Origin of the sequence: Janthinobacterium sp. PSPC1-1, assembly GCF_049897625.1 — a bacterium.
Classification (GTDB): Bacteria; Pseudomonadota; Gammaproteobacteria; order Burkholderiales; family Burkholderiaceae_D; genus Janthinobacterium; species Janthinobacterium tructae.
The window spans coordinates 1-22392 of record NZ_JAFCWP010000011.1 but is presented as its reverse complement, the minus strand read 5'-3'; the positions used below and the strand labels follow the sequence as shown (position 1 = coordinate 22392).

Below are 22392 nucleotides of genomic sequence, written 5' to 3'. Positions count from 1 at the left end.
CACCCGCCCGACGCTCTGTCTACAGCACGGCAAACAGCGCCAGGTGGTCGCTGGTGCTGCGCAGATAGCCGTAATTGGCCCAGCCGTTCAGCGTGCGCGCCTGGCCTACGGCATACACGGCCGCCGGCGATTGCGGCCAGGCCATGCCGGCAGGCAAGTTCGTAAATTGCGCGGGCAGCGGGCGCGTGCCGATGGGCACGTCCGGGGGCATGGCGCCCGCCGCCGTGAACGGCGTGCCCGACACGGGATTCATCACCGTGAACTGGTAGTTATTCGCCGGCACCAGCGGGTTGATGAGCATATTGTCGATCGAGAAAAAGTTGCTCACCATATCGCTGCCGATATAGTTATAGCCCGGATACGGCGCCGCCAGCAGCGCGCCGCCGGCCGTATTGTCGGACCACAGGAAGCGCGATTGCTGCGTCAGCTGCTGCTTGGTGCGCTTGGGGCGGATATGCGTGGCCAGGTAGCCCTGATACGCGTCGAGCGTCAGGTTCGGTGCCACCGGCATGGCAGGCGGCGGGTTCAGCAGCGGCACGTAGTTGATCGTGCGCAACTGGTCGTAGGCCGTGGTTCGCCCGCCCGCCCCGGGCGGCTGAGCGTAGATGGCGTTCAGGTTGAAGTCGCCGCAGATCAGCTTGATTTCATTGTGCGGCGCGCCGGCAGGCGCCGCCGCCACGTCGTTCACGCCGCGCAGCAGGATATTGATGAAATTGGTGGCGCCACCGTGGTTGGGCGGCGCATGCACGGCAAACAGGGTCAGGTTGCGCGTGATGACGTTGGCCTGGTTGGTTTCCACGAAACTGACCATGAAGGGCTGGCGCAAGCCGTTGAAATTGACCAGACCGCCAACGACGGGCGGCACGGCTGGCGCCGGCGCGGGCGCGAAGGCGATGCGCGCCGCCGCCATGCCCTCGGCCAGGCCGCCGTTGTACTGCGCGCCGGCCGGGATGGTGCGCGCCGGCTGGCCTTGCGGGTTGAGCAAATCCTGGATATTGGGCGCGCCGGCGCCCCCGACCGGGTAGGCGGCGGGCACGGCGCCGGCCGCCACAGCCGACACGCCGCCGCCCGTCCACACGTTCGGCCCCGTGAAATAGCGCCGCACTTCCGTGGGCGTGCCAGCCGTGCCCGATATGCCGCGGTACAGCACGGCGACCGATTCCGTGCGCCCGCCCGTGCCCACTTTCAGCGGCGGCACCATGCGCCAGGCATCGCGGTTGGGGTCGGTGGGGTCGTTGCGCAGCTGTTGCAGCAGGAAGATCGCGCCCTGCAGGCCGCCCGTGGCGGGCGCCAGGTCGCCAGCGCCGGTCGCGCTGGCCGACACCTCGATCAGGACGAAAATATCGGGCTGCGTTGCGCGCAGTATGGTCAGGATATGGTTGCGGCGCTGCAGCGCGGCCACGGCCGGCAGGTTGCCGCCGCAGCGGCCGCCTTCGCCATAGCGGGGCCGCTTGCGGCTGGGATTGTTGACCTTGTTGATGCCGAAGTTCTCGATATTCCAGTACACGACGTTGGTCATGCTGCGCTCCCCAATGAAATGGCAGGCAATGGCAGCGCGGCCAGTGCCGGCTCCTGCCGGGCGGCCGCATCGGCGATGTACGCGGCATACCAGCCCAGGCTGCCCGTATTCTTCGGGTCGCCAAACAGGAAGAACTGGATGTTCGCGTCGGGCGGCAGCTTGGCAATGCCGAGGAACTTGATGGCGATATTGTCGAGCCGCAGGCAATAATAGTAGGAGTCGCCGTCGGGCACTTTTTGCCGCATCAGCCCGATATTGTCGATGGCCAGCTTGAAGATGCCTTGCAGGCTGATCAGCCTGGCGCCGGGCGCCGCGCCGGGCAGCGAGAGACCGACGAAGACGGCTTGCTCGTCGTCGCCGGCGGTGCTGGCGGGCGACCAGGCCAGCAGCAGGGTCGAATGGAAGCCGGCGGCCGAGACGAGCGCGCCCGGCCCGCCCATGGTGACGTCGTACACGACGCCGTGCCATGGCCCGTCGAGCGTGCCCAGGTTCAGCGCCGTGCTGACGGGCAGGAAGCCGAAATCGGCCGGCTTTTGCCCGTCGGCGGCGGCGATAAAGCCCGACAGTTCCAGACCGAAGCCCTTGAACAGGCTGTCCGGCCTGGCCTGGCTGGCGTCGAGGTCGTAGGCCAGGTTGGCCGTCACCTCGTCGAAGCGCACGGCCGACGGCGTCGTCTGCGGATAGCGCATGTCGATCACCAGGTTGGAAAAGGCCAGGCCTGCGCCATCCGGCGGCAGGTCCGGCGCCAGCGCGCCGAACGACAACAGGTCCAGCACCGCGCCCGTGCGGTCGTCCAGGCTGGCGAAGTCCAGCGTGCCCCACACGGAAAAACGGTTCAGCACGGTCGCGCCCGCGTCGATGGTACCCAGGCAGTTGAACTGGATGCGCTGGAAAGCCACGTGGCGCAACAGGTTGCTGTCGAGGCTGAATATCGACGGCGTGGCTTGCTCGAAGATGTAGATGCCGGTGCCATTCTGGTCGATATAGCTGCCGTCGAGTACCACGCCGTTGTTCGGCATCGCATTGCCGCCGAAGGTGGTGGCCGTCACGCGCGAGCCGAGCAAGCCGTTGACGGCCAGCTGCACGTAGCTCTTGAAGGTCTTGATGACGGCATTGTCGAACAGCACCTGCAATTGCAGCACGCGGAACGCATAGTTGTCGGTGTCGGGCAGGGCGATGGGTGTATCGGGCGGCAAGCCGTTGCGCTGGCCTGCGGCGAAGGCCGGATCCTGGTAGTCGACCAGGCCGAAGGTGCTGGAATTGCCGTCGAGGGTGATGCTGCCGTCGCCATGCACCGTCACGCGGCTGGCCGTGAAACCGAAATGGTGGGCGACGAAGCGCGTCAGGTCGAGGCCGGCCGCGATGCCCTGCAGGCCAGCCGGCAGACTGGACGGATCCAGGTCCGCCTGCAGCACCAGCACGCCCGTCCAGGCGGGATCGCTGACCAGTTCCAGGAAATGCCGGTACGGCGATTCGGGCTTGTCCGCCGCCAGCACCTCGGCCGCTTCGATGACATCCTGCAACCACTGCGACAGCCCCGTGTAGGCGATGCCCTGGACGCTGGGGCCGGCGTCGGCGGCCAGCGAAAAATCGGGCGCGCCCGACCAGGCGTTCGGATTGGCGACGCGTTCCCTGACACTGCCGCTGCAATACTTGAGCAGCATTACGTTGCGGTAGGACGTGGGCGTCACGCCCAGGCCCACCTGCGCTTGCATGGTCCAGCCCGCGATGCCCACGGTACTGTCGAAACGCGCGCCGCCGTCCGACAGGTGGGCCGCGTTGACGGCCACCAGGAACAGCTGGTTGGTCTGCAAGGCATCCTGCAAGGTAGCGTCCGGGAAGCGGAAGCCGAACGGCAAGACCTGGCTGCCGCCGCCCAGGGTCTGGCCCAGGGTCACCGACAGGAAGGCATCCTGGTCCTGCTCCTGGCTGGACACGGTGGCGACAGCTCCCTGCGGCGTGGTGCGGTAGTGCGGCGCTTCCGCCACCGCCTCGCCGGCGGCCAGCCCGCGCACGCGGTGGCTGGCGGCCGCGCGCGCCTGCCAGGTGGCGCCGGCGCCGCTGGAAATGACGGCCTTGCGCGTGGCGGCCACGATGCTGCTTTCAAAGCTCGACAGCAGGGAGGCGCTGATCTCCAGCGGGCCACCACTGACGGCGCCGCCATACGGCAGCAGGGGAAAGGCATGTGCGGAGCCCTGTGGCACGGGCAGCGCGGGCGGGGTCGAGGCGAGCACGGTATCGGCGGCTACGGCGCGCAGCAAAGCGGCTGCCCGGGCGGCAGGCGGCAGGCCGTACATGGGACTGCCCGCCGGCTCCGCATGGTATTGCGGCACGGCCGCACCGCCCTTGAGCACGCTGGCCCAGGAGCTGAGGTAAACGGCCGTCAGCGGCGTGGCCACGTTACCAGAATCGGGCAAATCCAGCGTCGCGGCCTGGAACGGGAAGACGGACGCGTAGGCGGGCGAGGCGGGCACGAACAGCAGGCTGTCATTCTCCGGCGCGGCGCCATCATAGGTGGTCATGCTCAGCTGTTCGGAGCCGAAGATGCCGCATAACAAGTTTGTCTGCGTCCCGGCAGCCTGGCCGCCGACGCTCAGGCCGAAGCGCCCGGCCGGCATCAGCAGGGCCTTGCTGGTAGCGGGCAGAGAGGGTGACCGCGCGGCGCAGCCAAAGGCCAGGGCGCCCGACTGCAGGCCGACCACGGGCGGCTGCCCGCTGGTGGCGCCCAGCGGCAGCAAGGTCGTCGCATGGCCCAGCGCCGTGCGGTAGGTGGACGGCAAGGCGGGCTGGCCGGCCGGCAGCAAGCCGCAGCGCAATACGCCTTCCAGCCTGGCCTTGGCGGACAGCTTCTGATTGTAGGGATCGAGCGGGTCGACCGTGCCGACCCAGGCCAGGTTGGCCGACAGCGCGGCGGGCGCGCTCAGCGCCGGGTAGAACAGCTGCTGCAGCTGGCCGCTGGCCGTGTCGCGCGCGCTCAGGGGGAAGCCGACGGCCAGGCCGCCGGGGCCGAAGGTGACGGCAGGGTTGACTGTGGCCGTAAACGTCAGGCAGCCCGCATTCGGGCCTGCCAGCGGCACGAACGTGCGGATCGTGTTGCCGCTGCCCGTGACGCGTATGCCGATATCGCTGGCGTTGCGCTGGAAGGCCAGCGCCGGCGGCGTAGCCAGCGGCGCGGCCAGCCGCAGACTGCCGCTGGCGGCGTCGATGGACAGGCCGACGCCGGACAGCACGTTGAACAGCAGGTCCTGTCCCAGCCGGAAATTGACATTGCTGCTGGTGGCAAAGCCCTTGGTCAGCTGGTTATAGCTGTAGCTGCAGCCGTAGTTTTTGAAGGAATCGGCCGGCGCTGCATCGGCGTCGCGCAGCCACAGCAGCGCGTTCAGGTTCAGTCCCGGCGCCGGCGACTGCTGGTCGATATACGCGGCGAGGGCGGCGATGAAGGGGCCGGGCGCCGCGTCCAGCGCCGCCGGACGGGCGCTGGCAAACACGTAGCCGCCCATGCGCTGCGGCGACAGGCTGTCGGCATAGCTGATGCTGTCCGGCGGCGTGGCCGGCGGCGCGACGGGCGGCAGCAGGTAGCCGGCCCAGGCATGGTCCGCCTGCGGCGGCGATTCATATAGGCTGACCTTGCTGGCGGGATCGGTGGCGACGAAGCTGAAACCCATGACTACCTCCACTCAAGACGCGACTCGGGCTGCGATGCGGCGGCATGGCGGCCGCGCGGTATCGCAATCGTTTACAACGGGTGGGCCCGGAAGGGCGTCGGATGGCCAGGCTGCTTGCCTGGATGCGGTGGCGGGCGGCCATCCAGGGCGCCCGCCCGCAGGCGGGCGCGGAACCGCCGCTTACTGCGAGTTGGAGGTAAAGGTAGCCAGCACGAAGCCCGTGTAGGCATACACGGTGCCGCCGTCGACGATGTCGCCGGAGAGCAGCACGTTATACAGCCCCGTGCTCTGCGGCGAGTAGGTAACCGTCAGGCCGGCTTTCCAGGTGACGACGCCATTGCCCGTGTCGCTTGCCAGCTTGGCCGTCGTGAAACCGGTGCTGACGCTGGGATTCCAGTACGTGGTGCGGCCCTGGAACTGGAAGGCGATGCCGGTCTGGTTGTTGCTGTCGCTGCTGGCGATGGACAGCGCGATGCTGTTCGGCGTGGTGTTGGTGGTGACGCTTTGGCCGGAGGCCAGCGTATGGTTGGTGACTTCGACGCGAGGTAAGTTAGACATGACATTCTCCATGAGGTGATTTCGGCCTGCACTTGCGGTGGGCGCCCCGTGGCCGACAGGTCCGGGGCAGTTGGGTAAGTCGGTGGAAACGGTATTGCAACGGCTTTGCGACCATGCCATAAAAATATGGCGGGACAATACGCAATTTCAAATAAAGACAAGACATTTGATATTAGTCAATCCGGAATTGATTAATATGTTCTTTTATTTGCTTATTCGAAAAATAGTTTCCGGCGATTCGAAATATAACCATGCCGGCTCTTGCACATCACGAGTAGCGATTCTATGCCTATTTTTTTGCGCGATTCTCTCGAATTGTCGCAAAGGCAGTAATGGTGCGCCATCCAGGCGTGGCGCGGGAAAACACCGCCGGCCATTTTTCGCGGCGGCAGGCTATCCTGACAGGCAATGCAATTGAATATAAACGGTTTATTGACTTAAATAGATGGCATGCGCGGCTTTATTGCGCAGCCGGTGCGGGCGGGACCGGACAGCGTTCAAAAACGGCTATCACTTTGCCAGTCAGCGTGTACTGCGTGCCGTCATCGAGAATGGGACCATTGATGAGGATTTGATATTGCTGCGGACCGAGGGCCTGGAAACGCAGGGCCAGTCCTTTCTGGAACGTCACGATGGTATCGCCGCGGTCGGCGTCCAGCTGCAGCAGGATATTCGCTGTCGACAATAAAACCGTCCAATACGCGGTGCCGTTGGCGCGCAGCGCCACCAGGGTGTTGTCATTGATATCGTTGCTGGCCGTGGCGATGGCGTCGCTGTTGACCGTCAGCGCCATGGTTTGCGGCGCCCGGCACGCGGGGGCCGGTTCGGCCAGCTGGCGCGCCAGCGCCGGGGCGTCGCCGCCGAGCGATAGCAGCAGCACGGCAGCCAGCCAGGGGCCGCGCCAATTCAGCTGATACATGGTAGAGGTGGTGTCCCGCGCATGCGGCCCATCGTAGCGAAATTCGGCCGGAAGAGCAAACGCCTGCCGACCGCAGCGCGCCGCCATGGCCGCCATCCCCATCTGCTATGATCGTGCCGTTTTGGCCGCCGCCGCGGGCGCCGGTCCGATATTTATGCAAGGAAAAAAATGAATAATCGCATTTCCCTGCTGCGTCAGCGCGGTGGGCAGGACAGCGGCAAGGTGGGCATGATCGAGCTGTTCTTCGACCTGGTGTTCGTGTTCGCCGTCACGCAACTGTCGCATGGCTTGCTGGCGCATTTGACCGCCATGGGCTGGCTGCAGACGGGCTTGCTGCTGATGGCCGTCTGGTGGGTGTGGATCTTCACGTCGTGGATCACCAACTGGCTCGACCCCGAGCGCATTCCCGTGCGCATCAGCCTGTTCGCCCTGATGCTGGGCGGCCTCATCATGTCGGCCTCGATACCCGAAGCGTTCGGTACGCGCGGCCTGGGCTTTGCGGGCGCGTACGTCGCCATGCAGGTGGGCAGGCCCCTGTTCGCCTGGTGGGCCGTGCGCCATGAAGAACTCGCGCGCCGCCGCAATTTCCAGCGCATCACGCTGTGGGCCGTGCTGTCCGGCATTTTCTGGATCGCCGGCGGCGTGGCGTCGCCTGAGCAGCGCATCTTCTGGTGGGGCGCGGCCCTGCTGATCGATTTGGCGGGACCATGGATGCAGTTCGGCCTGCCCGGCCTGGGCCGTTCTTCGACGGCCGACTGGGATGTCGATGGCGGTCACATGGCCGAACGCTGCGGCCTGTTCGTCATCATCGCCCTCGGTGAATCCCTGCTGGTGACGGGCGCCACCTTTGCGGGCCTGGAATGGACGCCCGGCAACTGGCTGGGCTTCTTGTCGGCTCTGGCCGGCAGCATCGCCATGTGGTGGATCTATTTCGACACGGGCGCCGAGGCGGGTCATCACCGCATCGCCCATTCGAAGGACCCGGGCCGCATCGCCCGCAAGGCGTACACGTATATCCACGTGCTGATCGTGGGCGGCGTGATCGTTTCCGCCGTGGCCGATGAACTGGCCCTGGTGCATCCGGATGAAGCAAGTTTTGCCGGCATCAGCGCCTTGCTGGGTGGCCCGATCCTGTATCTGCTGGGCAATGCGCTATTCAAATGGGTCAGCAACGACCGTGCCACGCCGCCGCTGTCGCATCTGCTGGGCATCTTGATCATCCTGGCGCTGATCCCGATGGCGTATGGCCGCCTGTATTCACCGTTGACCCTGGCCTGCATCACCAGCTGCGTGCTGGTTCTGGTGGCCGTGTGGGAACATATGGCGCTGCGCCGCCCGCCGCCGGAGATCGATCCTTGACGTCCCCCTGACCTTATCCGGGCGGCGCAATGCCGTCCGGATCGCTGCGCGCGTCGAGCTGCAGCTGCAGGAACGCCAGGTCCAGCCAGGCGCCGAACTTGGTGCCCACCTGGCGCATCAAGCCCACTTCCGCGAAGCCCAGCTGCTTGTGCAGGGCGATCGAGCCGGCATTGCCCGCTTCGATGCCCGCCACCATCACATGCTTGCCCAGGCCACGCGCCCGCTCTATCAATTCCCCCATCAAGGCCTTGCCGACGCCGGCGCCGCGGCGATCCGCGCGCACGTACACGGAATGCTCGACCGTATGGCGAAAACCCTCGAACGGGCGCCAGTCGCCGAACGAGGCGTAGCCAGCGACAGTTCCTTCCGCATCGATAGCGACCAGTACGGGATAGCCGGCCCGCTGGCGGTCGGCCAGCCAGGCGGCGCGGTTGGCCGCATCGACCGTCCGTTCATTCCAGATGGCCAGGGTATTGCTGACGGCATCGTTGTAGATGGCCGTAATGGCGTCGATGTCGCCCGCGTGGGCATCGCGTATCTGCATATTGATCTCCTTGCTAGTCGTCTACTATAATGGACAAATCATAGATTGCCACCCGCCACTTGTCCAATAAAATCCCATAGATGTCCACTAAACCAGACGAATTGAACCAGCGCATCGGCGCCCGGGTGCGCCTTGAGCGGGAAAACCTGGGCTGGTCGCTGACGGAGCTGGCGGCCCGTTCGGGCGTGTCGCGCGCGATGGTGCACAAGGTGGAGCGCGGCGATTGCAGCCCCACGGCCACCTTGCTGGCGCGGCTGTCGGGTGCCTTCGGCCTGAGCATGTCCGAACTGATCGCCCGCGCGGAAATGCGCGCAGGGCGCTTGCTGCGCCAGGCCGAGCAGCCCGTGTGGGTCGATCCGCAGAGCGGCTATGTGCGGCGCCATGTGTCGCCCGCGTCCGACATGCCGCTTGACCTCGTGCATATCAGCTTGCCGCCCGGCGCGGTGGTGGCCATGCCGGCCGCCGCCTATGTATCGCGGCGCCAGCTGATCTGGTCACTCAGCGGCAGCCTCGTCTTCATCGAAGGCGATACGCGCCACGTGCTGGACGCGGGCGACTGCCTGGAGCTGGGGCCGCCGGCCGACTGCGTGTTCAAGAATGAAACGGCGACCGCTTGCACTTACGCCGTGGCGGTATTGAAGAACTGCGGCTAAGCCAGCGCCGCTGCCCGCAACTGGGCGATGAAGGTGCGCGCGGCGGGCGCCTGCTCATGGCGGCGGAAGGCTACGGCGATTTCCGAGCTGATCTGCGGCGCTGCCAGCTCGCGGAATACCACGCCGGGCAATTGCACGCTGGCCATCACGGAATGGGGCACGATGGCGCAACCCACGCCCAGCGACACTTCCGTCAGCACGGCCACCAGGCTGCCGGGGCGCGACACCACCTGCGCCGCAAAGCCGCCGCGCCGGCTCACCTCCAATGTTCCCAATTCCTGTTCCGGCACGATGAACGCCTGCTGCGCCAGCGCGGCCGGCCCGATGACGCCGAGGCGTGCCAGCGGGCTGTCGGCCTGCACGGCCAGCACGAAGCGGTCGCGCAGCAACACCACGCTGTCCAGTCCGTCCGGCAAGTGCAGGGGCGGGCGCACAAAGGCCAGGTCGACGCGGCCCTGGTCCAGCAAGCCGGGCAGGGCATCCATCGCGTATTCGCGCGCACTGATATGGATGCCGGGGTGGCTGGCGCGAAAGCGGGAAAACTGGTCTTGCAGCACGCCTGAGTATGCGGCCGAAGCCACGTAGCCGATTTCCAGCCGTCCCAGTTCGCCCCGACCCGCGCGCCGCGCCACGTCCTGCGCCTGCGCCAGTTGCGCCAGCGCGCGCGTGGCCTCGATGACGAACAACTCTCCGGCCGCCGTCAGGGACACGGCGCGCTTGCTGCGCTGGAACAGCCGCGTGCCCAGCAACTGTTCCGTTTCCTGCACCTGCTTGGTCAGCGCGGGCGGCGAAATGCCCAGTTCCGCGGCCGCCCGCGCGAAGTGCAGGCTGTGCGCCACGGCCAGTACGCAGCGGAAATGCCGCAATTCCATCTCTTTGTCTGTATTCACCATGGGTGAATTATAAGGCGCCTGTCTTATAACAGAAAATAATACAAGCCTGCTTAAAATACAGGCATGAAAAATACCAACTGGACTTTATATACGTGCTCGGGCGTGTGTGCGCTGATCATGCTCGATACCAACGTCGTGGCCGTCTCGCTGCCCTCGATCGCCCGCTCGCTCAACGCCAGCTTCGTCGACGTGGAATGGGTGGTCAGCGCCTACATGCTGGCGTTCGCCTCGTTCCTTTTGCCCGCCGGCAGCATCGCCGACCGCCTGGGACGGCGCAGGGTCATGTTGTATGGCCTCGCCGTGTTCGCGCTGGCGTCCCTGCTGTGCGGCCTGGCGTGGACGCCGTTCGTGCTCAACGTGGCGCGCGCCATCAAGGGCCTCGGTGCGGCGCTGCTGCTGACGTCCGCGCTGGCCGTCATCGGCCACACGTTTCACGCGGAAAAGGAGAGGGCGCGCGCCTGGTCCGTGTGGGGCGCGGCCATGGGCGTGGCCATGACGGTGGCACCGCTGCTGGGCGGCCTGATCACGAGCGCCATCAACTGGCGCTGGATTTTCTACCTGAACTTGCCCGTCGTCGCCATCCTGATGCTGCTGGTACGCAAGCACGTGGACGAGTCGAAGGATGCCTCCAACGCCAGTTTCGACCCGGCGGGTGCGCTGCTGTTTTCTGCCGGCTTGTTCTGCATCATCTGGGGCTTGATCGACGCCAGCGTGGCGGGTTGGTCCAGCCATGCCACCATGCTGCGCTTTGCGGCCGGCGCGGCGCTGCTGCTGGTCTTCGTGCTGGTGGAACGGCGCCAGCGCGCACCGATGGTCGATTTATCGCTGTTTGGCCGGCGCGTCTTCGTCGGCGCCGTGCTGGGCATGTTTGGCTACGCCATCGCCGCCCAGGTAATGATGACCTTTTTGCCGCTGTACCTGCAGAACGGCTTCGGCTTTTCCGCCGTGCTGGCCGGTTGCGCCATGCTGCCGTTTGCCGTCGCCATGGTGGTATTTTCCCGCCTTGCGCCGCGCGCCATGCGGGTTCTGGATGATCGCGGCATCCTCGTGACGGGCTTGCTGATCGTCGCCGTGGGCAACGTTGCCACGGCCTTGGCCGCCGCCAGCCTGCAGTACGGCTGGGTGGCTGCCGGCATGGTCATCACGGGGGCGGGCGCCGGATTGCTGAACGGCACGACGCAAAAAGCCATCCTCGCCTGCATTCCCCGCGAGCGCACTGGCATGGGTTCCGGCATCAGCACCACCACGCGTTTTGTCGGCATCGTGCTGGCCGTGGGCGCGCTGGGCGCCGTGCTGGCCATGCGCACGGCGGACTCGTTCGACAAGCTGGCGTGGCTGCACGGTTTGAAAGCCTCGCCCGAGATGATCGGGCGCATCGTCGCCGGCAACGCGGCCGACGCCTTCGGCCAGTTGCCGCCCGCCATGCAGGCCGTGGCGCAGGAAGCGGCGCGCCATGCCTTCATCGACGGCTTTGCAAGCGTGCTGTACCTGGCTGGCGGCTTGGCAGCCGTGGTGGCGGCGCTGGTGTTCGTGCTGGCCAGGCCCGTGCAAAAAGCGGAAAAAGTGTAACTGTTCAGCAAGTTCCGCGTGCGCCGCCTCTGCTTGTAATATGATGCCATCGAGAAATACATGGCATTCATATAACTACCGCAGGTAATCATATGCGCAGAAAACGCATCATCGTCACGAGTGTGCTGGTCGCCGTCATCGGCGTGGCAGCTCCCCTGAGTCTGGCCTTTTACCTGTCGTCCGTGCGCGCAGAGCAGGGCGAGCAGGAACGCCTGCGCCTGCTGGCCGGCTACGCGCTCGAGCGCGCCCACCGTTCCATCGCCTCGGCAAGCATGGCGCTGCGCAGCGCCGATGCGCTGGACCTGGCGCCGTGCTCGGAAGCGCATATCCAGCAGCTGCGCCGCATCACCATCACCACGCGCAGCATCGACGATATCGGCTATGTCGAAAACGGCTTGCTCAAATGCACGTCCACGGGCATGGAGGAGACACGCATCGCCATCACGCCCGCCGATTTGACCCTGGCCAATGGCACGGGCATCGATTTCAACCTGCACCCCGTCGTCAGCGGCGGCAAGCGCATGGTAGGGCTGACTTACCGCGCCTACAAGGTGCTGATCGATCCCGTGCGCTTTTCCGACGTCATCGTCGACAGCGATATCCAGATGGCCGTGGCCATCGGCAAGGGCGGCGTGCTCGACACCTTGCACCATCCGGATCCGGCGCTGGTGCAAGCCCTGCTCGCCGGCAAGCCAACGGCGGACGGCAGCATCCATGCGCTGCTGTACCGCGATGGCTTGACGGCTGTGATGATCGAACCGCGCAGCAAGCTGAACGACAGGCTGCGGCGCGAGCAATTGCTGCTCTTGCCGCTGGGCCTGCTGATGGCCGCCTTCATCGTCGGCATCGTCGTGTGGCTGTCGCGCCGCCGCCTGTCGCTGATGGGCGAACTGAAGATCGCCATCGAGCGGCGCGAATTCTTTGTCCATTATCAACCCATCATCGCGCTCGACACGGGGGTGTGCGTGGGCGCCGAGGCGCTGATACGCTGGCGCCGTCCCGACGGCAGCATGATACGGCCCGACCTGTTCATTCCCGTCGCCGAGGACAGCGAGCTCATCTTGCCCATCACCGACCAGGTGATCGATTGCGTCATCGCCGACATGCGCGCCGCGCTGCTGGCTGACCGCGAACTGCACATCGCCATCAACCTGTGCGCCAGCGATATCGAAACGGGCCGGGTGCTCGAGGTGCTGGAGCGCGCGCTGGACGGCACCGGCATCGAGGCGCAGCAGATCTGGCTGGAAGCAACGGAGCGGGGCTTCATCAACGTGGAAGCGGCGCGCGCCACCATCGACAAGGCCAGAGCGCGCGGCCACGCGGTGGCCATCGACGACTTCGGCACGGGATACTCCAGTCTGTCGAGCCTGCAAAACCTGCCGCTCGACGCCCTCAAAATCGACAAATCCTTCGTCGACACCATCGGCACGGACGCCGCCACCAGCAGCGTCACGCCGCACATCATCGACATGGCGCGCACCCTGAACATGCTGATCGTGGCCGAAGGCATCGAAACGCAGCAGCAAGCTGATTATTTGCGCGAACGCAAGGTCGAATTCGGCCAGGGCTGGCTGTTCGCCAAAGCGCTGCCGGCTGCCGAGTTCCTCACCTTTTATCGGGCGCGCCGCGCGCCATCGTCCATATGAAACAGCCACGCTTTTCGTATCCCCTGCAGCCGCTGCGCGTGCCCGGCGGCTGGCACCTCACCGTCAACACCCTGTTCGAGGTGGAGCCTGGCCCGGATACCATGCAATGGTTCAGCAGCGCACTGCTGCTGTGGGGTCATTGCCGCGACAGCGGCTACTGCTTCAACTCGCATTTCGAGCCGGAAGATGATCCCGCTGGCGAATTCGTGCTGGAGATGGCCAAGGTGGAATATGACCGCCACGGCAAGATCGTTCGGGGCAGCGACGCTTTCCTGGGCGAGTTTCGCACGCGCAGCAAGGCGGCGTTTGTCGAGCGGGTCGAACAATTCATGCAAGACCCGGTCGCCTGAGCGCTACTGCTTGCGCGGCAAGACCACGTCCTGACCGCCTTGCCTGAGCACGGCGCTGACTATTTTGCCCGCCGCATCGCGCGTAAACGCCAGTTCCGCCTCGATGGCACGGAAGAAAAACTGGTCTTTCGCGCTGGCAAACAGGGACGCCGAACCGACACCGGTGCCGGCCGCTTCCAGGCCCTGCTTGCCCTGGCTCACCGTCAAGGTGAAATGTTCCTCAGGGGAATGCTCGAGCACATACTCGGCCACGTATTCAGCCAACGTTGCGCGCGGCAACTCGATCGCGGTTTGCGGCTTTTTCAGCGCTGGCAAAGGCGTGCCGGGCAGCAAGGCGGACAAGCCCAGCGCATCGACGGTGCGCGCCGTGTTCGTCAGCACCACCACGCCCCGCTTGCCGTCCGTGGTGAACGCCGCATAGCTGGTGTAGCCGCCCGTCTGGCCGCTGTGCCAGGCGTAGCTTTGCCCCTGTTGCTGCTCCAGCAGCCAGGCCAGGCCGATTTTTGTATCGCTGTCGGGCGCCAGCGGACGCTGCGGCTTGATCGCCAGCGCATACGGGCGCAGCGGCTTGAACATATACGCTTGCAGGTAGGCAACCATGTCGCGCGCGCTCGAATACACGCCGCCGGCCGGCGCCACCACGTTCAGCTCCCAGGCGGGTGTGGGCTCGCCCGACAGCAAATGGCCGGGCGCCAGGCGCGCCAGCATGCCGTGCGTGGGGCGGTTCGAGGTCGAGCGCATGCCCAGCGGCACCGCGATGCGCTTTTGCAGCAGCGCTTCATAACTGCTGCCGGCCTGCGCCGCCAAGGCCGTGCCCAGCACGGCATAGCCAATGTTCGAATAGTCGAAGGCGCTGCCGGGCGCTCGGGGCAAATGGTAGGCGGCGAGAAACTGCCGCTGCTTCGCTTCCGAGTAGTCGGCATATGGGTTGGCCGGGTCTTTCGGCGCGAAGTTGTCGGGCAGGCGCGGCAGCGAAGAATAGTGCGTGGCCAGGTCGAGCAGGCTGATCGTCTTGCCGTCGAAGGCGGGCAGCGTATAGCCCGGCAATAAAGTGGCTACCGGCTCATCGAGTGTGACCTTGTTCTCGGCGACGGCGTCGGCCAGCAGCAAGGCCGTCATGGTTTTGGTGATGGAGCCGATCTGGTAGACGGTATCGATGCCCGGTTTGATGTGCTTGCCGGCATGCACGCTGCCAAAGCCGTACACGGCGCTGTGCTTGCCGTCGATGACGGCAATGACGATGCTCGGGTGCATGCCCGTGCGCGTGAGTTCCTCGGCGCGCTGGCGCACGGCGTCGTCGAGGACGGGCGCGGCCAGGGCGGCGCTACCGAGCAGGCAAAGGGGGAGGAGGGCGAAAGTGGGTGTCATGGGAACCTTGTCCAGGGTGGGCCGAATACACGCCAGCGCCTGGATAAGGTGGCTGGCATGCCCTGGGAAGGATACGGCGCCAACATGAAGGCCGCCTGAGTTTTATGCCACTTTTGCCGCTTTGCTAAGGTTTGCGCTTGCCCGGCAGCGCCTGGCCGTTCTGGTGCAGGACGACGCCCGTGATGGCGCCCTGGGCGTCGCGCTGGAATACCAGTTGCGCTTCGACCACCTTGTAAAAGAAGGTGTCTTTCGCGCTGGCGTACACGGGTGCTTCGCCCTGGCCCGTGGCGCCCACCAGCAAGCCGTCGGGACCCTGGCGCACGCTGAGGACAAACGTGGGCGCCAGCCCATACTGACCCGCATATTGGGCCAGTTCGGCCGGGGCGATGGCGATTTCCTTCGGCGCCGGGGCATTTGGCGGCGGCAGGCTGCCGGGCAGCAGCACGCCCACGCCCAGGGCGTCAACGTCGCGCGCCGTGCTGCTCAACACTACCACGCCCCGTTTGCCGTCCAGGGTGTAGCCGGCAAAGCTGGCATAGCCGCCCGTCTGCCCGTTATGCCAGGCGAAAGGCTGGCCCTTGACCTGGTCGAGCATCCACGCCAGGCCGATCTTTTTCACGCCGTCGCCATCGCCTGTGCCGGCCAGCACCTGGCGCGGCTGCACGGCCAGTTGCTGCGCGGGACTGGTCGCGCGCATATACGATTGCATGTAGGCAATCATGTCGCGCGCGCTGGAACGCACGGCGCCCGCCCCCGCGATGGCCAGGAAATCCCAGTTCGCGGCCGGCTTGCCATCGGCCAGGTGGCCCGGCGCCAGGCGCGCGCGCAGGGCGGGCGTGGTCACTGCCGAGCTGCTGGCCATGCCCAGCGGACGGAAAATACGCGCTTGCAGCAGTTCTTCGTAAGACATATTGGCTTGCGTGGCCAATGCCGTGCCCAGCAAGCCATACGCCAGATTCGAGTACTCATACGCGGCGCCGGGCGCGCGCGCCAGCGCATGGCCGGCCAGGAAGGTGCGCAACTGGCCTTCGGCATAGTCAGCGTAGGGATTGCGCATGTCCGCCGGCGCCAGGTTGGCGGGCAGCCGGGGCAAGCCGGAAAAGTGCGTGGCCAGCTGTGCCAAGGTGATGTTCCGGCCAGCCAGCGCGGGGATGGCGTAGGCGGGCAGCAGCGCGGCCACCGGCTGATCCAGCTGCGCCTTGCCTGCCACGACGGCGTCCGCCAGCAGCAAGCCCGTCATGGTTTTCGTCACGGAGCCGATTTCATACACGGTGTCGGCATCGGGCACGCCCTTGTCGCCGGGCCGCGCGCGGCCGAAGCCGTACACGGCGCTGTCCTTGCCATCGATCACGGCGATGACCAGGCTCGCATGCTTGCCGTCACGCACCAATGTTTCTGCCCGTTCACGCACGGCGGCATCGAGGGCGGGGGCGGCCAGGGCGGCGGCGCTGGACAGGGACAGCATGGATAGCAGCAGGATGTGCAAGCGTGGGAGCATCGTCGATTCCGTCAGGTAAGTGATTGATGGGAATACAGCATAACAGCTTCATTGACAAGATGGCCGTTTTGGCAAGATGGCGCGGTGAGCATGGCCGCCAGCTGCGCGCGCATGTCGGCGGACATGCATTGCAGCAATTCGCCGCGCCGGCGCGCATCGGCGCGTTTCTTCGATGGCACCTCGGCCAGATCCGGCACCCGGTAGGGTGCGCAGGGCAAGTGATAATTACCGTCGCGCATGCGCAGGGCGTGCAATTCCTGCCACGCCAGGTCGTAGTCGGCGGCGATATGGCGGCGCCGGCGCGCATTCAGGGCGATGCGGTTGTCATTGCTGATCAAAAACAGGTTATTGCAAGCAAAAAAATCACCGAAGTCGCGCAAGGCCGTCACCATCAGGTTTTTCGGACGGCATCCGTGCAGCGCCCGCGTGGCTTCCTTGACGGCCAGCTTGCCTGCCTCCGAGCGCAAGCCTTGCAGCGCGCCCAGCTGCAGGGAGACGCCATCGGCGCGCGGCAGGAACAAAAAACTGGCCAGGTACAGGGGTTGGCCGTCGCGCGTCAGGCGCAGGCACAGTTCGCCTTCGCGGTAGCTGTCGTGGATGGCCGTCAGCTGCAAACGGTACAGTGCCCCGTCCTTGCCTTCGAACGCGGCCAGTACCAGGGGCTGGCGCGCGGCGCGCTCGACCAGCGCGCGCGCGCCCGCCTGCCACAGGAAGCGGTAGTGCCCTTCCAGCAAGGCCAGGCGATCCGCGCAAGCGAGCTGGCGCGAAGCATAAGGCCGGTAAATCTTGAAGCGCAGGCAGGGATGCAGCTGCGCCAGCGAGCTCAAGCCCGGCATGCTGCCCAGGAAAGCTTGCCAGCGCGTGCGCTGGCGGGGAAAGAAGAGGGCGCCCAGCGCCGCTTTCAGGCGGTGGCCGCTGGCGGGAGGGGGTGGCACTGCGGGTGGCACAACGAGCGGCACGGCGGCGCCGTGGCGCAAGGTTGAAACGATGTCATTCATGGTTCTGCCGGAAAATGGCAGGCGCTGCACAATGAGAGCCTTGCCAATTTGAATGCTACGCAGGCAAGGTGAATTTCATATTAAGACGCTAGCCCCACAGGCGTTTAGAGGATGACAACTAAACATTTGCTTTCTAGTAATACGGACGGTTATGCTCGCCGTACCTTAATTCGATGACTGGTATCGCCCATGAAGCACCGCCATTTGCTTGCCATCCCCGCACTGCTCGCCGCACTGGTCGCCCAGGCGCAAGACCGTACGGCCGATCCTTTGGGGCCCTTGGCGCAATGCATCAACCGCAGCGAATTCCAGTTCCGGCAGCAAGACCGCTTGCCCGCGCACGTGACGACGCGCAGCGTCAAGCTGGCAACGGGAGAAGGCCGGGTATCGGTGGCCGACGGCTATCGGCTGATGTTGTTCCACAAGGGCAGCTTGCCGTTCGTGAATCTGAAAATCGAACGCAGCGCCGACGGCCGGTTTGCCGCCGACCACGACACCATCCTGGCACAAATGCAGCAGATGTCGGCCAACAGCAAGCCGCCCCAGGTGGTGCCGCTGGAGAGGGAGACGCGCCAGGGCGTGGAAGTGCTAGCATTGAACAACCCCTATATCACCCGATCGTCCGGCGTGATCAGTCTATACACCTTGCTGCATGCCGCCAGCGGGACGGTCGCCACCGCCTATCTGCTCAATCAGCCGCCGGACAAGCGGGAATTCGCGACGGATGCGCAGTACCAGGCCTTGCGCGACCAGTTCCTTGCCGCGCTGCTCAATTGCATGGCCGATCCAGCGCAGTAAGGCAGGCGGCAGGAACGGAGATATCGTCCATGAAAAAAGCAGCACCGGCACGCAACTCACCTTCGCCAAGGGCGCCGCCTTGCCCGATCCGGCCGACCTGTTCAATGCCAGCCTGGACGGTAACACGCGCCGGGCTATCGACCTGCACCCTCGACACTGCGGCATTCAAGGCGCGATACACGCCGCCGTGACGGCAAATACAGCACCGACACCAAAGCGGACGAACACTTGAGACATTATTTGTATATCTGGCACGACCCGGTGACGCGCATGATTGTCGTTTCCGGCATCGAATTCAAGGATGTCATCCCCGCCCTCCAGGACGCGGACGGCATCGTGCTGCGCAAGGGCGGCGCCGGCACGGCCAGCAAGCCTGCCAGCTATCAGACCTTGGCGCGGCAGCAACTGGCGGCCCTGGCCCAGGAAGACCTGTACGCCTGCGGCAGCCATGCCTGGGCCGACTGGCAGGGCGCACCGCCGGCCCCCGGCGATGCGGATGTGGCCGCGCTGCTCGGCCACCATGGAGCGCTCGCGCCGCTGCCGGCCTTGCGCGGCCGCTTTCTCGCCTTTGCCCACGACGATGGCTGGTATCTGAAGCTGTTGTATGCGGCATGGGACGACGTGGCGGCCTTGCTCGCCGGCGCCATCCCGCCAGCGCTGGGCACGCTCGACATGGATACGCTACAACGGGGAGGTGAAGGCTACTGGCTGCAAGACGGCGTGGTCGAGCTTGAACTGGCCACCCACGACATCGACAGCGTGCTGAATCGCCGCCTGTAGCTCATGAAAACACCGCAAGAAAAGAAACACCTCAGTTACGCCAAAGACCGCCGCAACACGTATGGCGAAAACAGTAAATCCTCGCGCAAGGCGATCCGTGTTCTGGGGCCATCATATCAATCCCAGACCATGTAGACGGGTTCAAACATTGCGTTTCTCCTGGCTATCCATGAGCAGGGCCAGCCTGGCCGCCATGCCGGCATGGTCGCGCAGCAAGCCATCGCGCTCCTGCGCCAATGCGTCCATTTTCTGCTGCGCTATTTGCCCATGTTCCGCCAGCATGTCGAGCTGGCGGTCTTGCGCGGCCAGCGCCACCTTGGCGTCGTTCAGCGCAAGCAGGGCCGTATCGAGCTTGGCCAGCAAGGCATCGGCGGACGCGGCCGCCTGCAGATACTGAAATTCGAACTGGTCGCGCTCGGGGCGCACGGTGGCCAGCGCTGCGCGGTCGGCGGCCGCTTCGCCCGATAAGCGCGTTTGTTCTGCCTGCAACTGCGCCAGGCGCATGTCTTGCTGCACCAGAGTCGCTTGCTGGCCCTGCAAACGATGCTGCAGCTGGGCGTTGTCCTGTTCCAGCCGGCTTACACGCTGCTGCGCCTGGGCGCGTTCTTCGCTGCGCTGGGTAGCGGCCGCTTCCTGGTAATGGTCGAACTGCGAGCGCACCTGCGCCAGCTGGCGGTTCAGGGCGGCGATTTCCTCGCCCCGGTCGGCCAGGCGCTGCGTCAGGCCCGCGTTGTCGCTGTGCAAGGTGGCCAGGGTGACGGCGCGAAAATGATGTTCTTCCTTCAGTTGTGCCAGCGCATGCTGGGTGGCGCGCAATTCCTGGGTGAGGGCGGCGCGCGACTCCGTCAGCTTCAGGCGTTCGCTTTCCGTCTTCTTCAGTTTTTCCAGCGCCGCATCGAGTTCGGCGCGATTCTGCTGCATGCCCGTTTCCAGCTGCTGCGCCACGTCGCGCTGCTGCTTGTCATACACGCCGCGCATCGCTTCCATCAGCTCGGCCGGCAAGCCGGACTCCGTCTTCACGGCGCCAGCACCCTGAAATTCTTCCTTCCAGCGTTTTAACAGGGGAGCGATGGTGCTTTTGCTGCCCGTGCTGCCCAGCGCTTCACGCACGCTGTCGACCGTGGGATTACGTCCATCGGCAGCGACGATTTTGGCTGCTTTCATAACATCAGAGTACAAAATGCCGGTGCGGGCCATGAAACCACCTATGAGCGAAATTTAGTAACGTATTACATGATACGTAATATCGCATCATATTACGATATAAATTTCGATGATTCTTGAGAAATATAAGTCGCGATAAGATCGCTTATCGCGTGTTATGGGGGTGTTTGGCATGGTATTCTGTGTGTCTCCCAGTACAAAACCGCGATTTCGCTGCCGCCATGCCCGATTTGCCCCTCTCGAAACGCCGTATTGCCCCTTCGAAAAACGCCGCCATCGCCGTTGCACCGTTACACGGCGCCCTGATCGCTGCCGAGCTGGCCGCGCGCCACCAGGCGTTTCTCGCCGCCGCCACGTCGGACAACACGCGCCGCACCTACCGTTCCGCCATCCGCCACTTCCAGGCGTGGGGCGGGGCGCTGCCCGCCGACGAGTCGACCGTCATCCGTTACCTGATGGCGTATGCGGACAGCCTGAACGCGCGCACCCTGGCCCTGCGCCTGACGGCCCTGTCGCAATGGCATGTGTATCAGGGCTTTGCCGACCCCGCGTCCACGCCCACCGTGCGCAAGACCCTGGCCGGCATCGCCCGCCTGCACGGCAAGCCGAAAAAGAAGGCCAAGGCGCTGCCATTGGAGGACCTGGAGTTGATCGTGTCCAGACTGGCCGCGCTGGGCAACGTCAAGGCCCTGCGCGACAGCGCCTTGCTGCAACTGGGATTTTTTGGCGGTTTCCGCCGTAGCGAACTGGCGGGATTGACACTGGAAGACGTGAGCTGGGAGCCGCAGGGCATGGTGATCACCTTGCCCCGTTCGAAAACGGATCAGTTGGGGGAGGGCATCGTCAAGGCGATTCCGTTCGGCGACGGCGTCTGCTGTCCGGCAACAGCCCTGCGCGCCTGGCTGGGCGTGGCGCATATCCGCACGGGGCCGCTCTTGCGTACCGTCAACCAGTGGGGCCATGTGGGAGCGAAGGGATTGCACGCCAGCAGCATCAACACCATCCTGGCAAGCTGCGCCAGGATGGCGGCGCTTGATTACGTGCCAGAACTATCGAGCCACAGCCTGCGCCGCGGCATGGCCACCAGCGCACACCGCGCGGGCGCCGATTTCCAGGCCATCAAGCGCCAGGGCGGCTGGCGCCACGACGGCACCGTGCATGGCTATATAGAAGAAGCGGGGCGCTTCGAGGAAAATGCGGCGGGGAGTTTGTTGAAGGCGAAGAAGAAGGCGGCGGGCTGAGGCGCCCGACAGCGCCTTGCTGGCATTGGTCTGGCAGCGAACAGGACGGCCAGTCCTAACGCTCGCACCATGGCTTAGAACGCCTAACAAAACGTCGTCCAGAGAAACAAACGGCCCCGAAGCTGGTCCAACCCACCTGACATCATTTCGGGGGGGCCGCGCCATGGCTAAATCACTTCTTCCTGACGACCTGTGGGCGCTGATTCAGCCTTTGCTACCAGCACATCGTCCTTCTCCCAAAGGCGGGCGTCCTCGCATTGACGACCGCGCCGCCTTGACCGGCATCCTGTTCGTCCTCAAGACCGGTTTGCCTTGGGAATACCTTCCCCGTGAACTGGGTTGCGGCAGCGGCATGAGTTGCTGGCGGCGCCTGCATGCCTGGCAACAGGCGGGTAGCTGGCAACGCATCCATGACGCCATGCTGCAGCACTTGCGGGAATACGACCAGATTCAATGGGAACGCGCTAGTGTCGACTCGGCCAGCGTGCCATCCCCCCCCTCGGCGGACAGCATACCGGCCCCAATCCCACCGGCCGCGGCAAGCTCGGTTGCAAGCACCATCTGCTCGTTGATCAACGCGGACTGCCTCTGGTGGCGAGCATATCATGCGGCAATAGGAGCAGTTGCAGCGCCGTGCCGTCTTGAGTCCGTCGGTAAGTTGAACTTGAAATCTTACAGCTCCACAATGGCATGAACCTCGTAACTTTCCATCAGTGCTTTCCATTTTTTTCCTTTCAATGAAGGCTTCTGGCTGCGGATTCAATCGGTGGTCGCAACACTCTAACCTAAACGCCCAGGTTACAGGAGTGTTGAAGATGAAACAGAAACCACGCATTTATTACACCGAGACTCAGAAGGCCTTGATGTGGG

General features: G+C 65.0%; 18 protein-coding genes and 2 pseudogenes. 10 read left to right on the top strand and 10 right to left on the bottom strand.

Annotation, left to right across the window (positions count from 1 at the left end; genetic code table 11):
• Positions 1–19: 19 nt before the first annotated feature.
• The 4 genes from ACP7EG_RS25350 to ACP7EG_RS25335 all read right to left on the bottom strand — a co-directional run bounded on the left by ACP7EG_RS25350 (position 20) and on the right by ACP7EG_RS25335 (position 6661).
• The gene (locus ACP7EG_RS25350) at positions 20–1519 is read right to left on the bottom strand and encodes an endonuclease/exonuclease/phosphatase family protein (RefSeq protein ID WP_426089857.1); all 1500 of its coding nucleotides are present in this window, start codon (positions 1517–1519) and stop codon (positions 20–22) included.
• Positions 1516–5184 carry a hypothetical protein gene (locus ACP7EG_RS25345; protein ID WP_426089855.1) on the bottom strand — a complete coding sequence of 1223 codons (3669 nt, stop codon included), beginning with the start codon at positions 5182–5184 and terminating at the stop codon, positions 1516–1518. Before ACP7EG_RS25345 ends, ACP7EG_RS25350 begins: the two co-directional genes overlap by 4 nt.
• A gap of 180 nt (positions 5185–5364) precedes the next feature.
• Positions 5365–5742 carry a hypothetical protein gene (locus ACP7EG_RS25340; RefSeq protein ID WP_426089853.1) on the bottom strand — a complete coding sequence of 126 codons (378 nt, stop codon included), beginning with the start codon at positions 5740–5742 and terminating at the stop codon, positions 5365–5367.
• Between the two features lie 460 nt (positions 5743–6202).
• Positions 6203–6661 carry a hypothetical protein gene (locus ACP7EG_RS25335; protein ID WP_426089851.1) on the bottom strand — a complete coding sequence of 153 codons (459 nt, stop codon included), beginning with the start codon at positions 6659–6661 and terminating at the stop codon, positions 6203–6205.
• Positions 6662–6829: 168 nt separating this feature from the next.
• Here ACP7EG_RS25335 and ACP7EG_RS25330 point away from each other — a divergent pair, with 168 nt between their 5' ends.
• Positions 6830–8020, top strand: a complete 1191-nt coding sequence (locus tag ACP7EG_RS25330; RefSeq protein ID WP_426089849.1) for a low temperature requirement protein A — start codon at positions 6830–6832, stop codon at positions 8018–8020.
• Positions 8021–8033: 13 nt separating this feature from the next.
• Here the strand turns inward: ACP7EG_RS25330 and ACP7EG_RS25325 are convergent, their stop codons facing one another.
• Complete coding sequence (locus ACP7EG_RS25325; protein ID WP_426089847.1) at positions 8034–8564, bottom strand: GNAT family N-acetyltransferase; 531 nt, start codon at positions 8562–8564, stop codon at positions 8034–8036.
• An 80-nt stretch (positions 8565–8644) separates the two neighbouring features.
• Here ACP7EG_RS25325 and ACP7EG_RS25320 point away from each other — a divergent pair, with 80 nt between their 5' ends.
• A complete protein-coding gene (locus tag ACP7EG_RS25320; protein WP_426089845.1) occupies positions 8645–9217 on the top strand; it encodes a helix-turn-helix domain-containing protein in 573 nt (190 codons plus the stop codon).
• Here ACP7EG_RS25320 and ACP7EG_RS25315 read toward each other — a convergent pair.
• A complete protein-coding gene (locus tag ACP7EG_RS25315; protein WP_426089843.1) occupies positions 9214–10110 on the bottom strand; it encodes a LysR family transcriptional regulator in 897 nt (298 codons plus the stop codon). The genes ACP7EG_RS25320 and ACP7EG_RS25315 overlap by 4 nt on opposite strands.
• A 63-nt stretch (positions 10111–10173) precedes the next feature.
• Here ACP7EG_RS25315 and ACP7EG_RS25310 point away from each other — a divergent pair, with 63 nt between their 5' ends.
• From ACP7EG_RS25310 to ACP7EG_RS25300, 3 genes are all read left to right on the top strand, one after another.
• Entirely contained in the window at positions 10174–11679 is a 1506-nt protein-coding gene (locus ACP7EG_RS25310; RefSeq protein ID WP_426089841.1) for an MFS transporter, read from the top strand.
• A 92-nt stretch (positions 11680–11771) separates the two neighbouring features.
• Positions 11772–13325, top strand: a complete 1554-nt coding sequence (locus tag ACP7EG_RS25305) for an EAL domain-containing protein (RefSeq protein WP_426089839.1) — start codon at positions 11772–11774, stop codon at positions 13323–13325.
• A complete protein-coding gene (locus ACP7EG_RS25300; protein WP_426089837.1) occupies positions 13322–13675 on the top strand; it encodes a hypothetical protein in 354 nt (117 codons plus the stop codon). Before ACP7EG_RS25305 ends, ACP7EG_RS25300 begins: the two co-directional genes overlap by 4 nt.
• Before the next feature lie 3 nt (positions 13676–13678).
• On the opposite strand, the gene ACP7EG_RS25295 is transcribed toward ACP7EG_RS25300, so the two are convergent.
• The 3 genes from ACP7EG_RS25295 to ACP7EG_RS25285 form a co-directional block, all read right to left on the bottom strand.
• Positions 13679–15043: a serine hydrolase domain-containing protein gene (locus tag ACP7EG_RS25295; protein WP_426089835.1), complete on the bottom strand. Its 1365-nt coding sequence runs from the start codon at positions 15041–15043 to the stop codon at positions 13679–13681.
• A gap of 124 nt (positions 15044–15167) precedes the next feature.
• Positions 15168–16541, bottom strand: a complete 1374-nt coding sequence (locus ACP7EG_RS25290; protein ID WP_426089833.1) for a serine hydrolase — start codon at positions 16539–16541, stop codon at positions 15168–15170.
• A gap of 11 nt (positions 16542–16552) precedes the next feature.
• Entirely contained in the window at positions 16553–17539 is a 987-nt protein-coding gene (locus ACP7EG_RS25285) for a VirK/YbjX family protein (RefSeq protein ID WP_426089831.1), read from the bottom strand.
• A 189-nt stretch (positions 17540–17728) separates the two neighbouring features.
• On the opposite strand from ACP7EG_RS25285, the gene ACP7EG_RS25280 reads away from it, so the two are divergent.
• The 3 genes and pseudogenes from ACP7EG_RS25280 (at position 17729) to ACP7EG_RS25270 (ending at position 19117) form a co-directional block, all read left to right on the top strand.
• Positions 17729–18337, top strand: coding sequence for a hypothetical protein (locus tag ACP7EG_RS25280; RefSeq protein WP_426089829.1), 609 nt, complete (start codon positions 17729–17731; stop codon positions 18335–18337).
• 52 nt (positions 18338–18389) lie between these two features.
• Positions 18390–18569: pseudogene (locus tag ACP7EG_RS25275) on the top strand (DUF1801 domain-containing protein); the annotation flags it as partial.
• A 38-nt stretch (positions 18570–18607) separates the two neighbouring features.
• A complete protein-coding gene (locus ACP7EG_RS25270) occupies positions 18608–19117 on the top strand; it encodes a hypothetical protein (protein ID WP_426089827.1) in 510 nt (169 codons plus the stop codon).
• A gap of 141 nt (positions 19118–19258) precedes the next feature.
• On the opposite strand, the gene ACP7EG_RS25265 is transcribed toward ACP7EG_RS25270, so the two are convergent.
• Complete coding sequence (locus ACP7EG_RS25265; protein WP_426089825.1) at positions 19259–20281, bottom strand: DNA-binding protein; 1023 nt, start codon at positions 20279–20281, stop codon at positions 19259–19261.
• Between the two features lie 221 nt (positions 20282–20502).
• On the opposite strand from ACP7EG_RS25265, the gene ACP7EG_RS25260 reads away from it, so the two are divergent.
• Positions 20503–21522, top strand: coding sequence for a tyrosine-type recombinase/integrase (locus ACP7EG_RS25260; protein WP_426089824.1), 1020 nt, complete (start codon positions 20503–20505; stop codon positions 21520–21522).
• A 163-nt stretch (positions 21523–21685) separates the two neighbouring features.
• Positions 21686–22140 (top strand): annotated as a pseudogene (locus ACP7EG_RS25255) (IS5 family transposase); the annotation flags it as partial.
• Between the last annotated feature and the right edge of the window lie 252 nt (positions 22141–22392).